The organism is Sphingobium yanoikuyae (genome assembly GCF_013001025.1).
Lineage (GTDB): Bacteria > Pseudomonadota > Alphaproteobacteria > Sphingomonadales > Sphingomonadaceae > Sphingobium > Sphingobium yanoikuyae_A.
Genome location: NZ_CP053021.1, coordinates 380,636 through 393,179 on the forward strand (window position 1 = coordinate 380,636; position 12,544 = coordinate 393,179).

At 65.4% G+C, this 12,544-nt stretch carries 12 protein-coding genes; 9 read left to right on the forward strand and 3 right to left on the reverse strand.

The window, feature by feature from the left end; translation table 11 throughout:
• Positions 1 to 137 precede the first annotated feature (137 nt).
• The 8 genes from HH800_RS02055 (at position 138) to HH800_RS02090 (ending at position 6,420) form a co-directional block, all read left to right on the forward strand.
• Positions 138 to 806, forward strand: coding sequence for a motility protein A (locus HH800_RS02055; RefSeq protein ID WP_004208204.1), 669 nt, complete (start codon positions 138 to 140; stop codon positions 804 to 806).
• Positions 803 to 1,315: an OmpA/MotB family protein gene (locus HH800_RS02060; RefSeq protein ID WP_169860037.1), complete on the forward strand. Its 513-nt coding sequence runs from the start codon at positions 803 to 805 to the stop codon at positions 1,313 to 1,315. The genes HH800_RS02055 and HH800_RS02060 overlap by 4 nt, the downstream gene beginning before the upstream one ends.
• Before the next feature lie 63 nt (positions 1,316 to 1,378).
• Positions 1,379 to 1,927, forward strand: coding sequence for a flagella basal body P-ring formation protein FlgA (locus tag HH800_RS02065; protein WP_010338857.1), 549 nt, complete (start codon positions 1,379 to 1,381; stop codon positions 1,925 to 1,927).
• A 45-nt stretch (positions 1,928 to 1,972) separates the two neighbouring features.
• On the forward strand, positions 1,973 to 2,248 hold the full coding sequence (flgM, locus tag HH800_RS02070) for a flagellar biosynthesis anti-sigma factor FlgM (RefSeq protein WP_004208201.1): 276 nt from the start codon (positions 1,973 to 1,975) through the stop codon (positions 2,246 to 2,248).
• 15 nt (positions 2,249 to 2,263) lie between these two features.
• Positions 2,264 to 2,575 carry a hypothetical protein gene (locus HH800_RS02075; protein ID WP_004208200.1) on the forward strand — a complete coding sequence of 104 codons (312 nt, stop codon included), beginning with the start codon at positions 2,264 to 2,266 and terminating at the stop codon, positions 2,573 to 2,575.
• A gap of 146 nt (positions 2,576 to 2,721) precedes the next feature.
• Positions 2,722 to 3,543: a hypothetical protein gene (locus HH800_RS02080; RefSeq protein WP_004208199.1), complete on the forward strand. Its 822-nt coding sequence runs from the start codon at positions 2,722 to 2,724 to the stop codon at positions 3,541 to 3,543.
• Between the two features lie 9 nt (positions 3,544 to 3,552).
• Positions 3,553 to 5,670 (forward strand): flagellar biosynthesis protein FlhA, encoded by a 2,118-nt coding sequence (gene flhA, locus HH800_RS02085; RefSeq protein ID WP_004208198.1) that lies wholly within the window; start codon positions 3,553 to 3,555, stop codon positions 5,668 to 5,670.
• Between the two features lie 12 nt (positions 5,671 to 5,682).
• A complete protein-coding gene (locus HH800_RS02090) occupies positions 5,683 to 6,420 on the forward strand; it encodes a sigma-70 family RNA polymerase sigma factor (protein ID WP_169860038.1) in 738 nt (245 codons plus the stop codon).
• Between the two features lie 16 nt (positions 6,421 to 6,436).
• Here the strand turns inward: HH800_RS02090 and mdoH are convergent, their stop codons facing one another.
• The 3 genes from mdoH to HH800_RS02105 all read right to left on the reverse strand — a co-directional run bounded on the left by mdoH (position 6,437) and on the right by HH800_RS02105 (position 10,945).
• Positions 6,437 to 8,323, reverse strand: a complete 1,887-nt coding sequence (gene mdoH, locus HH800_RS02095; protein ID WP_169860039.1) for a glucans biosynthesis glucosyltransferase MdoH — start codon at positions 8,321 to 8,323, stop codon at positions 6,437 to 6,439.
• Positions 8,324 to 8,383: 60 nt separating this feature from the next.
• Positions 8,384 to 9,871 carry a glucan biosynthesis protein gene (locus HH800_RS02100; protein ID WP_169860040.1) on the reverse strand — a complete coding sequence of 496 codons (1,488 nt, stop codon included), beginning with the start codon at positions 9,869 to 9,871 and terminating at the stop codon, positions 8,384 to 8,386.
• A gap of 213 nt (positions 9,872 to 10,084) precedes the next feature.
• Positions 10,085 to 10,945, reverse strand: coding sequence for a flagellin (locus HH800_RS02105; protein ID WP_169860041.1), 861 nt, complete (start codon positions 10,943 to 10,945; stop codon positions 10,085 to 10,087).
• 312 nt (positions 10,946 to 11,257) lie between these two features.
• On the opposite strand from HH800_RS02105, the gene HH800_RS02110 reads away from it, so the two are divergent.
• A complete protein-coding gene (locus tag HH800_RS02110; protein WP_169860042.1) occupies positions 11,258 to 12,535 on the forward strand; it encodes a sigma 54-interacting transcriptional regulator in 1,278 nt (425 codons plus the stop codon).
• Positions 12,536 to 12,544: the final 9 nt, after the last annotated feature.

Here is a 12,544-nt window from a genome sequence, read left to right on the forward strand (position 1 = left end):
GCGTGGGTGACGCAGGATGGTGCGGTAAACTGCCGGAAATCCGGGCTTTCGCGGCATCGGGCGGCAAGGGCGGCAAAAATCTGCCGGGTGGCGGCAATCTTTTGCCGCCCGGTCAGGATGGCGGAACGGAAGGTGGCATGATCGGGATTTTGGCGCATCTGTTCGATCCGCTCACGCTCGCTGCGATGCTGGGTGGCGTCGCGGTCGTGGCACTGGCGCAAAATGGCGTCCAGGCGGTCGGCCGGGCCTGCGTGGCGCTGCGGCCTTTGCTGCGCGCCGATCCGCTGCGCGACCGGGATGCGGCGCGCACGGCCCTGCTCCAGATCGACCAGGTGGCCCAGTTGCGCGGCCTGATGTGCATCGACCGGGTGAAGAGCGACAGTGGCTTCATGGTCGATGCCGCGCGGCGCCTCGCGAATTGCGATCGCGTCGAACAATTCGAAACCTGGGCGTCGCAGGCGCTGGCCGATCGCGCCCAGCGCCACGCCAGCGTGCGCAACGTCTGGCTGTCGGTTGCCGATGCGGCGCCGGCGCTGGGCATGGCCGGCACGATCATCGGGCTGGTCGGCATGTTCGCAGCGATGGATGATCCGTCCGCGCTTGGTCCTTCCATGGCGCTTGCGCTGCTCACAACCCTTTATGGCGTGGTCATCGCCAATCTGCTCGCCGCGCCGATCGCCGCGCGGCTGGCGACCCTGTCCGAACAGGAGCTGGCCTGGCAGCAGGAGGCGGTGGCACGCATGCTGGCGATCGCACGGCGCGAAAATGCGCCGCTGCGCCGCGCATCGATCCGCGAAGTCGCATGACCGCGCCCGCAATCCCATCGGCAGCAACGGCGGCCCGGCGCAATCGCTGGGCCGTCAGCTTTGCCGATCTGCTGATGCTGCTGCTCGGCTTCTTCGTGCTGCTCCAGGCGACCGGCAGCCAGCGCCGCGATGCGATGCTGGCGGAGGTCAGTCGCCAATTTGGCGGCCGTCCCGCCCGCACCGCGATCGAACTGCGCGCGGCAGAGCTGTTTGCGCCGGGCGAGGCGATGCTGACGCCGCAGGGGCAGATACGTCTGCGCGCGGCGGTGCGGCCCTATATGCAGGATGACCGCATCATCGAGCTGCGCAGCCAGGGGCAGGACCGGGCGCGACAGCGTTTCGACGATTGGGATCTGGCGGCGGCGCGGCTTGGCGCCGTGGCGCGTGCGCTCAAGGCGCAGGGCATAGGCGGCGATCGGCTGCTCATCCGTGGCCTGGATCAGGCGGACAGTGCCGATGGGCAGGGGCAGATGATCCGCATCGCGCCGGGCGAGACCGTGAAGCCCTGATCCTTAACTGGCACGGTAATTGCTTTTAACCATGGCGAAAGTCCGCATTTTCGGAGAAACGCCGTGACCAGACCCGTTCAGTTCCTCGCCATCGCCCTGGCCTGCGCCGCTGCGCAGCCCGCGCTGGCGCAGCAGAAGTTCGAGAATCTGGATCGCATCGACAGCCTGGTCGCGATGACCGTCGGCGCGAACATGGGTGAACCCGGTGGCCCGCTGGCGCCGGTCGATCGTCGCCTCCGCCTTGCAGCCTGCCCGACCACGCCCAGCGTCGAAGGGCCGATCTTCGGTGCCGCCATGGTCAAGTGCGATGCACTGGGCTGGCGCATCCGTGTGCCGCTGGTCGCGGGGGCCGCCGCAGCTGCGTCCGGCCCGGTCGGCCGCTATGCCCCGGCCGCGCGGCCGGTTGCCAAGGAATCGGTCGTCAAACGCGGCGATCCGGTCCAGCTCATGGCCGGCAATGCCAGTTTCAGCGTCTCGCGCATGATGATCGCCGATGAAGATGGCGCAATTGGCGAGACGATTCGCGTGCGCGAAGACAAGAAGTCATCGCCTGTACTTGCCCAGATCGTGGACATGGGCGTAGTGCGCATTCCGGGATTTAATAATTTTTGAACTTGTCCGTTATAGCGTTCAAGGGACGAGTGAAGGAATGAACCAATGATCAACTCAGTCGGCCAGAGCATCAGTTCGGCAATCGAGGCTAACCGCTTGCGCGAAGGGGGCAAGACCCGCGCCGCATCGGCAACCGGATCGACCGGCACCACCGCGTCGGCATCGACGTCGGCCAGCCCGGCGGCGCGCATGGCGGCCGAAGGCGCGCCTGTCGACATGGACCGCATTGCCGCCATCAAGGCTGCGATCGCTTCGGGCAATTACCCCGTCAACCCGTCGGTGATCGCCGACCGGATGATGGCGCTCGATCTTCCCGCCTAAACAGGACATTCCTTCATGCCCCTCGGCCTTGCTGCACTGGATGGTCTCTTTGCCGCCTTTGACGACCTGCGCGCTGCGCTGGACGGCAATGATGCGGCCGCGATCGAAGCTGCCAGCACCAGGGTCAGCACGGCGGCCGCTGCCGCCCGTGCGATCGGCGCCTGGCGTTCCGAACCCGATGTGGTCGAACGGCTCAACCGGCTCCTGCCGCTGATCGAAGCGGCGCGCGTCCGCACCAATGTGCTAGCGGACTATACCAGCCAGCGACTCGCGATCCTGACCTCCAACGGCGCGCGCAATGCGCCGCTCACCTACGGTCGGCGCTGACAAAAATAAATTTTGCTTTCGGGCTAAAGCGGCGCCAATCGGCGCCGTTTTTCGTTTTACGCAGAATCTTGTTTAACCGCGTTAACCAAATCTTGGCACAAGCATTGCTCTAATAGCCCACGGTACCAAATGGGGATTGTGGGTCAGTGTCGGCACTTGCAGACATTTCAGCAACGGGAGCTTCGGCCGGTAATCGCGTCACCAACGCGATTGCGATGGCGAGCCGTCGTACCGGCGTGGACTTCTCCTACCTGCTTGGTCAGGCCAAGATCGAATCCAGCCTGAACCCCAGCGCCCGTGCCGCCACCTCTTCCGCCACCGGTCTCTATCAGTTCGTCGACCAGAGCTGGCTCGCCGTCGTCGACAAGCATGGCGCCGAATATGGACTGGGCTGGGCGGCTGACGCGATCAGCAAGGGCAGCAATGGCCGCTATTATGTGTCGGACCCTGATCTGCGCCAGCAGATCCTGGACCTGCGCAAGCATCCCGAGACCGCCTCGGTCATGGCGGCGGAACATGCCGCCGACAACAAGGCCTATCTGGAAAGCCGCCTGGGCCGTGAGGCCGAGCCGGTCGATCTCTACCTCGCCCATTTCCTGGGCGTGGGTGGTGCGTCCAAATTCCTGTCGATGAATGATCGCGCGCCTGGCGCAACGGCCGCCTCGATCTTCCCGGCGGCGGCCCGCGCCAATCGCTCGATCTTCTATGACAAGCAGGGCAATGCCCGCAGCTTCGCCGATATTCGCGATCGCTTCGCCAGCAAGCTGCAAAAGGGTGTCGATTCGATCGGCACCGGCAATGTCCAATATGCCGACGCTTCGCTGCCCAGCGGCGCGAAGACCGTCGCCCCCGCCGATTATGTGCGGATCGAAACCCAGCGCCTTGCGACCCAGGCCGACGTCACCGTCCGCCCGGAGCCGCAGACGGCGCGTCTCGCCTATCTCATGCTCGCCACCCTCGGAAGGTAACGGCCTCTCATGACTCCCACCCAAGTCAAAGCGAAGATCTGGATGAGCGCCGCCAAGGGGGCGGTGTTGCCGTTCGCCACGCTGATGGTCGTGCTGTTCATGATGGTGCCGGTGCCTGCGGTGATGCTGGACATCGGCTTCATCACCAACATCATGATCAGCCTTGCCGTGCTGATGGTGGCGCTGAACGCCGCCAAGCCGCTCGACTTTTCCAGCTTCCCGACGGTGCTGCTGTTCGCGACCCTGCTGCGCCTGGCGCTCAACGTCGCCTCGACCCGCGTCGTGCTGGTGTCCGGCCATGAGGGATCGGACGCGGCCGGCCAGGTGATCGAGGCATTCGGCCACTTCCTGATCGGCGGCGACTATGTCGTCGGCATCTTCGTCTTCGCAATCCTGATGATCATCAACCTGGTGGTCATCACCAAGGGCGCCGGCCGCGTGTCGGAAGTGTCGGCCCGCTTCACCCTGGACGCCCTGCCGGGCAAGCAGATGGCGATCGACGCCGACCTCAACGCTGGTCTGATGACGCCTGAGGAAGCCAAGCTGCGCCGGGCCGAAGTCGCGACCGAAGCGGATTTCTACGGTTCGATGGACGGTGCGTCCAAGTTCGTGAAGGGCGACGCGATCGCCGGCATCCTGATCCTGGCGATCAACATCATCGGCGGCATCATCCTGGGCGTGGTCAGCCATGGCCTGGCGATGGGCGATGCGGCCCAGACCTATATCCTGCTCGCCATCGGTGACGCGCTGGTCGCGCAGATCCCGGCGCTGCTGCTGTCGATCGCCGCCGCCTCGATCGTGACCCGCGTCAAGTCCGAACAGGATCTGTCGGCCCAGGTCGCCGGCCAGTTCGGCACCGGCAAGGCCTGGGTGCCCGTTGCCGCGATCCTCGGCTTCCTTGGCATTCTGCCGGGCATGCCGCATCTCATCATCCTGACGGCCGCGGCCATCGCCGGCGGTATCGCCTGGCAGCTGCGCAAGGCGGGCCAGCGCAAGGCCGCCGAACCCGAACCGGTCGCGCCGCCGCCCAACCCGGCCATCATCGAATGGAACGACGTGTCCGATGGCGCGATCCTGGGTCTGGAGATCGGCTATGGCCTCATCGGCCTGGTTGATGAGCGCAAGGGCGCGCCGCTGATGGCCCGCATCACCGGCATTCGTCGCCAGTTGTCGAAGGAACTGGGCTTTGTCGTGCCGATGGTTCGCGTGAAGGACAATCTTGCGCTCGAACCCAATCAGTATCGCATCACCATCGCCGGCGTCGTCGTGGGCGAGGATGATATCTGGCCCGACGATCTGCTGGCGCTGGACAGCGGCATGCTGGAAGGCACGGTCGCTGGTCGCCCGGCCAAGGATCCGACCTTCGGCCTCGACGCCGTCTGGATTTCGCCGGCCAAGCGCAGCGAGGCGGTGGTCGCCGGCTACACCGTGGTCGATCCGCCAACGGTGGTCGCCACTCATCTCAACCAGCTGATCGCGATGAACGCGGCCGAGATGTTTGGTCTGGACGAGGCTCGCAAGCTGCTCGACAATCTCAAGGATGTCGCGCCGCAGTTGGTCGACGGCCTGACTCCCGGCACGCTCAGCCTGACGCAGATTTCCGCGCTGTGCCGTGCGCTGCTGTCGGAAGGGATCGCGCTCAAGGATTTCCGCCGCATCTGCGAGGCAATGGTCGATGCGGCCCGTCCCGACATGAACCACGAACAGCTTGTCGAAGCGGTGCGCCAGCGCATCGGTGCGCTCATCATCCAGGGCCTCGTCCCGGTGAAGATGCCGCTGCCGGTCATCACCCTCGACGGCGATCTGGAAGCGATGCTGGCGCAGGCGATGCGTGTCGCCGGCGACGCCAAGCATCCGATCGAGCCGAGCCTGGGCAACCGCATCGTCGAGTCGGTCGTGCATGCGGCCCGGCCGATGCTGGGCCAGGCGCGCAATTTCGCCATCGTCACTTCGCCGGTCGCGCGCCGCGCGCTCGCCCGGCTGTTCAAACCCCATCTGCCCGAGACCCCGGTGCTGTCCTTCCTGGAAATCCCGGACGGCAAGGGTGTCGAGGTTGTCGCCGTCGTCGGTGGCGAGCAGCGTCCCACGCCCCGGCACGATCCGCTGCCGCGTGAACGCGTCGCCTGAGGAGACTGACCAATGTATATGAATAAGGTCGCTGCAGGCTCGGATGTCCTTACCTATGGACGGGCAGGGCTTGCCAATTCCCCCGAACAGCTGGCGCGCCGCTACATGCCGCTGGTGCGCAAGATCGCCTGGCATGTCCATGGCCGCGTCTCCAGCGCGATCGAGGTGGAGGATCTGCTGCAGATCGGCATGGTCGCGCTGGTGGAATCTGCCAACAGCTTCGAGGATCGAGGCCTGGGCTTCGCCTCCTATGCGCAGCTGCGCGTGCGCGGCGCGATGATCGATCATCTGCGGCGCCATTCGACCCTGTGCCGCTCCGCCATGGCGACCCGCAAGAAGCTGACCGCCACCCGTGCGAAGCTCGAACAGAAGTTAGGACGGGCGCCACTCGAAGCGGAAATGGCCGCTGAACTGGGCATGGACGCCGCCGACTATCGCGAGGCGGCCGATAGCGCCGAGATGGTCCAGCACACCAGCATGGACGAGGTCTATTCCGACCAGTCCATGTGGTTCGCCGATGTCGAGGATCGTGCCGACGACATCATGGAGCGCGAATCGCTCAAGGGCGCGCTCGCCAAATGCATCGGCGAACTGCCCGAGCGCGAGGCACTGGTGCTGCAACTCTATTTCGTCGAGGAACTCAATCTGGAGGAAATCGGCCAGACGCTGGACATTGGTGCCGCGCGCGTCTGCCAGATCAAGAAGTCGGCGCTCGACAAGCTGCGCGGCAAGCTCAGCGACTGGAACTGACCGGCCCGCGCGCCCGTCAACCGTCGTTGGCGGGGCGCGATACCGATGCCTTGCGACCGGGAACCGGCCAGCGGAAACGCAGCGGCCGGTAATTCTGTGTCCGCCACCAAGGTTCGGGCACCTGGAACAGACCGCTATTTTCCGCCCGCTGACCCAGATCCTTGCGCGCGGTCAGCGCGGCCAGAATGGGCGCGGCGAACAGGCCGGCCAGCACCGGGCTCATCCAGCCGATCGCATTGGCGCGCACCGCCAGCACGGCCAGGCCGACGCCCAGCAAGATATGCCATTTGAACAGCCAGATCGCGCCCAGGATCGCCATGCCGTCGCGGTCGCGGGTCTGGCCGTTCCAGCTCGCCTTGCGGCCCATCAGGATGGAAAACAGGTTGATCGTCTGGGTCAGCATCGCGACCGGCGCCATCAGGATCGACAGGATTATGTCGGCGATCACGCCGCGCGTCATCCGCACCGCGCCGCCAAAGCCGATCCGCCGCGACGGGTCGGCCATGGCCCAGCCGATCGCCAATATCTTGGGACCGAACAGCAGCACCGCCGTCACCGTCAGCAGCGTGCTGGACGGCAGCACGGCGGCCGGCGGCCAGACGCCGGTGGCGACGCCGCCCAGAACAACCAGCATCATCGCCAGCCATAGCGGCGAGGTGCAATAGGCCGATGCGCCGACGAACAGCTGGAACCGGCTGACCGGGTGCAGCCCCTTGATCTTCACCAGCAGCGGGACATGCTGGATATTGCCCTGGCACCAGCGACGATCGCGGGTGAACAGGTCGGGCATAGCCGGCGGAAATTCCTCGAAACTGTCGTCGGCGGTGACCATGTGGACGTCCCAGCCGCGCCGGCGCAGCAGCGCCGCTTCCAGCATGTCATGGCTCAATATATGGCCGCCAAAGGGCGCACGGCCCGGCAGTTCGGGCAGGCCGCAGCTTTCGGCGAAGGCGCGCACCCGCACAATCGCATTATGGCCCCAGAACATGCCTTCGGACCCGGCCCACCAGATCATGCCGGCGGCTGAGATCGGCCCGAACAGGCGGCTGGCAAATTGCTGCCAGCGGGCGAACAGCGTGGCGGCGCCCATCACCGTCGGCACGGTCTGAATGAGGCCCAGATGCGGGTGGCGTTCCATATCGACCGACAGGCGCGCCATGGTCTGGCCGCTCATCACGCTGTCGGCATCCAGCACGATCATATGGTCATATGCGCCGCCGAAACGGGTCACCCACTCCTCGATATTGCCCGGCTTGCGGCCGATGTTGCGGGCGCGGCGGCGATAATGGACCGGGCGCGAGAAGGCCTTGCGCATTTCCAGATAGGCCTTGCGCTCGGTCTCGCCATTTTCCGGGTTGGAATCCGACAGGATGAAGAATTCGAAGCGCTCGCCACCCATTACCTGCGACAGCGATCGTTCCATGATCGACAGGCGGCCGAGTACACCCAGGAAATCCTCGTTGCAGACCGGCAGCAGGATCGCGGTACGCGCCTTGAGCGGCGTGCGGTCGCGCGGGATATAGGGGCGAACGCCCTTGCCCTTGCCGACCGTCAGCAACAGGAAGCCGATCGCGGTAGTGGCAAAGCCAAAGGCGATCCAGGCAAAGAGCGGGATGAACAGGGCAAGATAGACGCCTTCCCAGAAGGAAATGCCGTCCAGGCCGATTGACCGGCGCATCTCGTGCGCGGCAAGCGCGGCGGGCAGCAGCGCCAGCAGCACGACCAGCAGCCGGCGGGCCCACAGGTCGATGTTCAGCGGCCGATGGATCCGACCCGGCGCGGTCGCGAAATCCTGCACCGGCATGGCAAGCGGCGCCTCTGCCGGCACGCTTTCGAACGCCCGGACAAGCGCTTGCGACCCCGTGGCCCCATCGGCCACGTTCGTGCCTCCTGTCGATGTCATGTCAGACCCATTCCTGGTTAACCCGAGCGCTAGAACCTTTCGCTACCCGCGTGGTTCCCTTCATGCGCCTATCGGATAATGCACATATTCACTGAACGCGCGATTGCCAGAGCGAAGTTGGACCCGGATATCCGCCGCCCTGTCGCCCGATTTACGGATGTCGATCGCCACGCGATACAATCCCGCCTGGCCCAGCACCGGATATCCGCCCTTCTTGACGATGGTGCCATTGCCGATATCGGTCCACAGTTCGGGCTTCGCATCGGCGGGCAGGCCGGCAAAGTCGATCACCAGTCGCTCGACCCCGGCTTCGTCACCACGACCGCGCCAGACCGCCTGCACGATCGCCAGATTGCTGCCGGCGGGTGCCCGGTCCGCGGTCCAGTCCAGGCGATAGGCGGCATCGATCCGGCTGCCGGGACGCGCGGCCTTGGCCGGCGTCCAATAGGCGCAGACATTGTCGGTATATTCGCTGTCGGTCGGGAAGGTGTAGAGCCGCACCTGTCCTGCGCCCAGCGGCGCAGACGGCGTCGCCCATAGCGAGGGGCGACGGTCATAATAGACGCCGTCATCCTGATAATGGTCGAAATTGCGGTCGCGCTGCAACAGGCCAAAGCCCTTGGGGCTGGTCTCGGCAAAGCCATCGACGCGCGGGACGGACGGGTTCACCAGCGGCCGGGCCTGCGCGCTGCCATCGGCGCTGGCGATGGAGAGCAGGTCGGAGTCATGAATTTCCGGGCGCCAGTCGGTGCCCTTGGTCCGATGCGCCTCGTCATACCAGAACATGCTGGTCATCGCCATCAGGCCCAGTTCGGGGATCGGCCGGCGCGGGAAGAGGGCGGCGGTCACGTCCTGCGTCACCCCCTTGGGGCCAAGCCGGTTGACGAAGCGGAACGCGCCGGTGATCGACGCCCCGTCCAGCAGGGCATAGACGGTGACGCTGTTGTCGCCGGTCCGCTCCAGCCAGAAATGGGTAAAGCGAGGAAATTCCTCCTTGCCCGGAATGCTGGTGTTGATCGCGATCGCGCGGGCGGACAGGCCGAACTGCTTGGTCGGGCCGGGCGCGCGGAAATAGCTGGCCCCCAGGAAGGACAGCCAGTCGCCGTCGCGCCTGGCATTCATGATGCGAAAGCCGGCATAGCCCGCGTCCGGGCCAAGATCCGCGACGGCATTGCCGTCGGGCGTCTCGAACATGGCGGGGTCATAACGCAGCGGCGTCGCCACGCCCTTGTCCACCAGCGCGATCTGCACCGGCTGCTGGGCCGTGCCGCTCAGCGGGAACAGGCGGACGCCGGTGTCGCCGGGCAGGTCGCCCCAGATCGTCTTCTCGTCGCGGAACCGGGCCTGGTGCATCTGGTCATAACCGACCTTGGCGGCGACCGGATTGGGCGGGGTTTCGGCAAAGGGGGCGCGCGCCAGCTTCTGCGCCATGGCGATGATGCCGTCCCACGAGAAACGGTCGTTTCGGGCTTGGGAAAGGGCAGGGCGGGGGAGCAGCAGCGCTGCGCCCGAAGCAGCGATCAAGGCGCGCCGGTCGATTATGGTCATGCGTCCATCATGGGTGCTGATCGCGGCAATGCAAGATGTGCCTGTAATCAAACGCGATGAAGCCCCCGTCCGGGGGGACGGAGGCTTCGAATTTGGCCGTTTGATCGAAGGTGTTACCCCCGGCACGGTGGGGACTGTTGATGTGCCGGGGGTGACATGGCGGGTTGCCGGTGACCAATACCTCAACCCGTCATTTTCGGTGTCCGATCCGGATTACTGGATCAGCTTCATGACGTTCTGCTGGCTCTGGTTGGCCTGGGCCAGCATCGCGGTCGATGCCTGGCTCAGGATCTGGGCCTTGGCGAGCGCGGTGGTTTCGGTCGAGAAATCGGCGTCTTCGATGCGGCTCTTGGCGTCGGTCAGGTTGGTGACGTTCGCGGTCAGCGTGTTGACAGTCGATTCCAGGCGGTTCTGCACCGCACCGAGGTTGGCGCGCGAGGTGTCGATCGCCTTCAGGGCCGAGTCGTAGATGTCGAGCGCTGCGCCGACATCGAAACCGCCATCCGTGACATTGAGGGCGGTGGTGGTTGCACCGCTGGTCACTGCTGCGAGGACATCGGTGTCTCCTTCGACATTGCCCAGGTCGATTTCGATCGCGTCGCTGGAGTTGGCACCAGCCTGGATGTTGATCTTGCCGTCATTGTTGGGGCCGGCCGAACCGTCGAACAGCTTGATGCCGTTGAAGCTGGTGTCCGACAGAACCTTGCCGATCTGGGTGGCGAGCTGGTCGATTTCCGACTTGATGTTGCCCTTGGCGGTGTCGTCGTTGGTGTCGTTGCCGGCCTGGACGGTCAGTTCACGCATGCGCTGCAGCATGTTGGTGACTTCGCCCAGAGCGCCTTCTGCGGTCTGCGCCAGGCTGATGCCGTCATTGGCGTTGCGGATGCCCTGGGTCATGCCCTTGATCTGCGAGGTCATCGACGAAGCGATGGCCAGGCCAGCGGCGTCGTCCTTGGCCGAGTTGATGCGCTTGCCGGTCGACAGGCGCTCCATGGCGGTGGACAGGGCCTTGCTGGAGGCGGCCGAAGCATTGGTGGCCCGCAGCGCCGACGAGTTGGTTCCGATAACAGTCATGATATTCCCTTTCCGTTCATCAGGTCGCTGTCGTCTGACGCTTGCGGCCTCGAAAGGGGATAACGGCGGGCCGCGAAAAGCTTTTAGGGGCTGATGCGATTTTTCTGGAAAAAGACGGAAAAACAGCCCTCTACGCGTGCGCGTATATATAGAGTGCGATTTTTCTGCCGGCGGAGCGGAAAAAAATTGCCGGTCACCGGCAAGTTAATGGCCGCGTTAACCATCTAATAACCACGCTGGCGTAAATTTAAGTCATCGAAGGGGGTAGGGGCGTGCGGGGGCACAAACCTGCCAAGACACTGGGGACAGTTCATGTCATCGCTTGACGTGAGCCGTGGGGTCTGCGCGCTCGTTCCGGGCTTGCAGCACTGGCTCGAAAATGCCTTGTACACGGTGCGGATCGTGGATGCGCAGAGCCCGCGGGAGCGGGATAGCCGCCGCGTCCTTCTCGCGACCGAGATCGGCCATGCCACCCATCGCGATATCCTCATCAACCTGGTCGACGGCAAGCCGTCGCTGGTGCCGGCGGCCAATGGCCTGCCTGCCCGCGTCGCCTTTGGCCTCGAAGACATGGGCTTTGCCTTTGCGCTGGTCGCCGAACTGGCCCGCCCGGCTTCGGTCCCGGCCGTTGGCGATGCCGCCAGTGCCCGCCTGATGACGCTCGCCGGCCGCGTGGCCCGCAGCGATGCCACCGTCCTGATCCAGGGCGATACCGGCACCGGCAAGGAAGGCATGGCGCGCTTCCTTCATACCCAGTCCGGCCGGGTCACCCATGACTTCATCGCCGTCAACTGCGCCGCGCTGCCCGAAACCATGATGGAAGCCATGCTGTTCGGCCACAAGAAGGGCAGCTTCACCGGCGCATCCAATGCCTCGGACGGCCTGTTCCTGGCCGCGGACGGCGGCACCCTGTTCCTCGACGAAATTGCGGAGCTGCCCCTCGCGCTCCAGGCCAAGCTGCTGCGTGCCCTCCAGGAAGGCGAAGTGCTGCCGGTCGGCGCCACCCATCCGGTGCCGGTCAATGTCCGCATCGTCGCCGCCTGCAACCGCAACCTGGCCGATGAAGTCGCCGCCGGCCGCTTCCGCGAAGACCTTTACTGGCGCCTCAATGTCATGGCGCTGGAACTGCGCCCGCTGGCCGAACGTCCCGGCGACATCGCCGCGATCGCCGCCGCCATGCTGCTGCGCCACCAGGATGCCGGCAAGGACGGCTTTGTCTGGCCGACCGCGGCCGCGCTCGACAAGCTGGCCGCCCATCGCTGGCAGGGTAATGCCCGCGAACTGGGCAATGTGCTGCAGCGCGCGCTGGTGCTGCGCGACGGCGAGCGCATCGAGGCCGACGACCTGCATATCGCGGGCGCGCCGCAGCCGCTGCGTATCGTTTCGGCGACGCCGGTGGCCGCAGTCGCTGCTGCGCCGGCCGAACCGATCCGCCTGCGCGACGTCGCCCATCATTCCAAGCTGGAAGCGATCCGCACCGCCCTGCGCGAGACCGATGGCCATCGCGCCGCCGCCGCCCGCAAGCTGGGCATTTCCGAACGCACGCTGCGCTATCGGCTCGCCGAGATGCGTGAGCTGGCTGCGGCTTAAGGAGGGTTA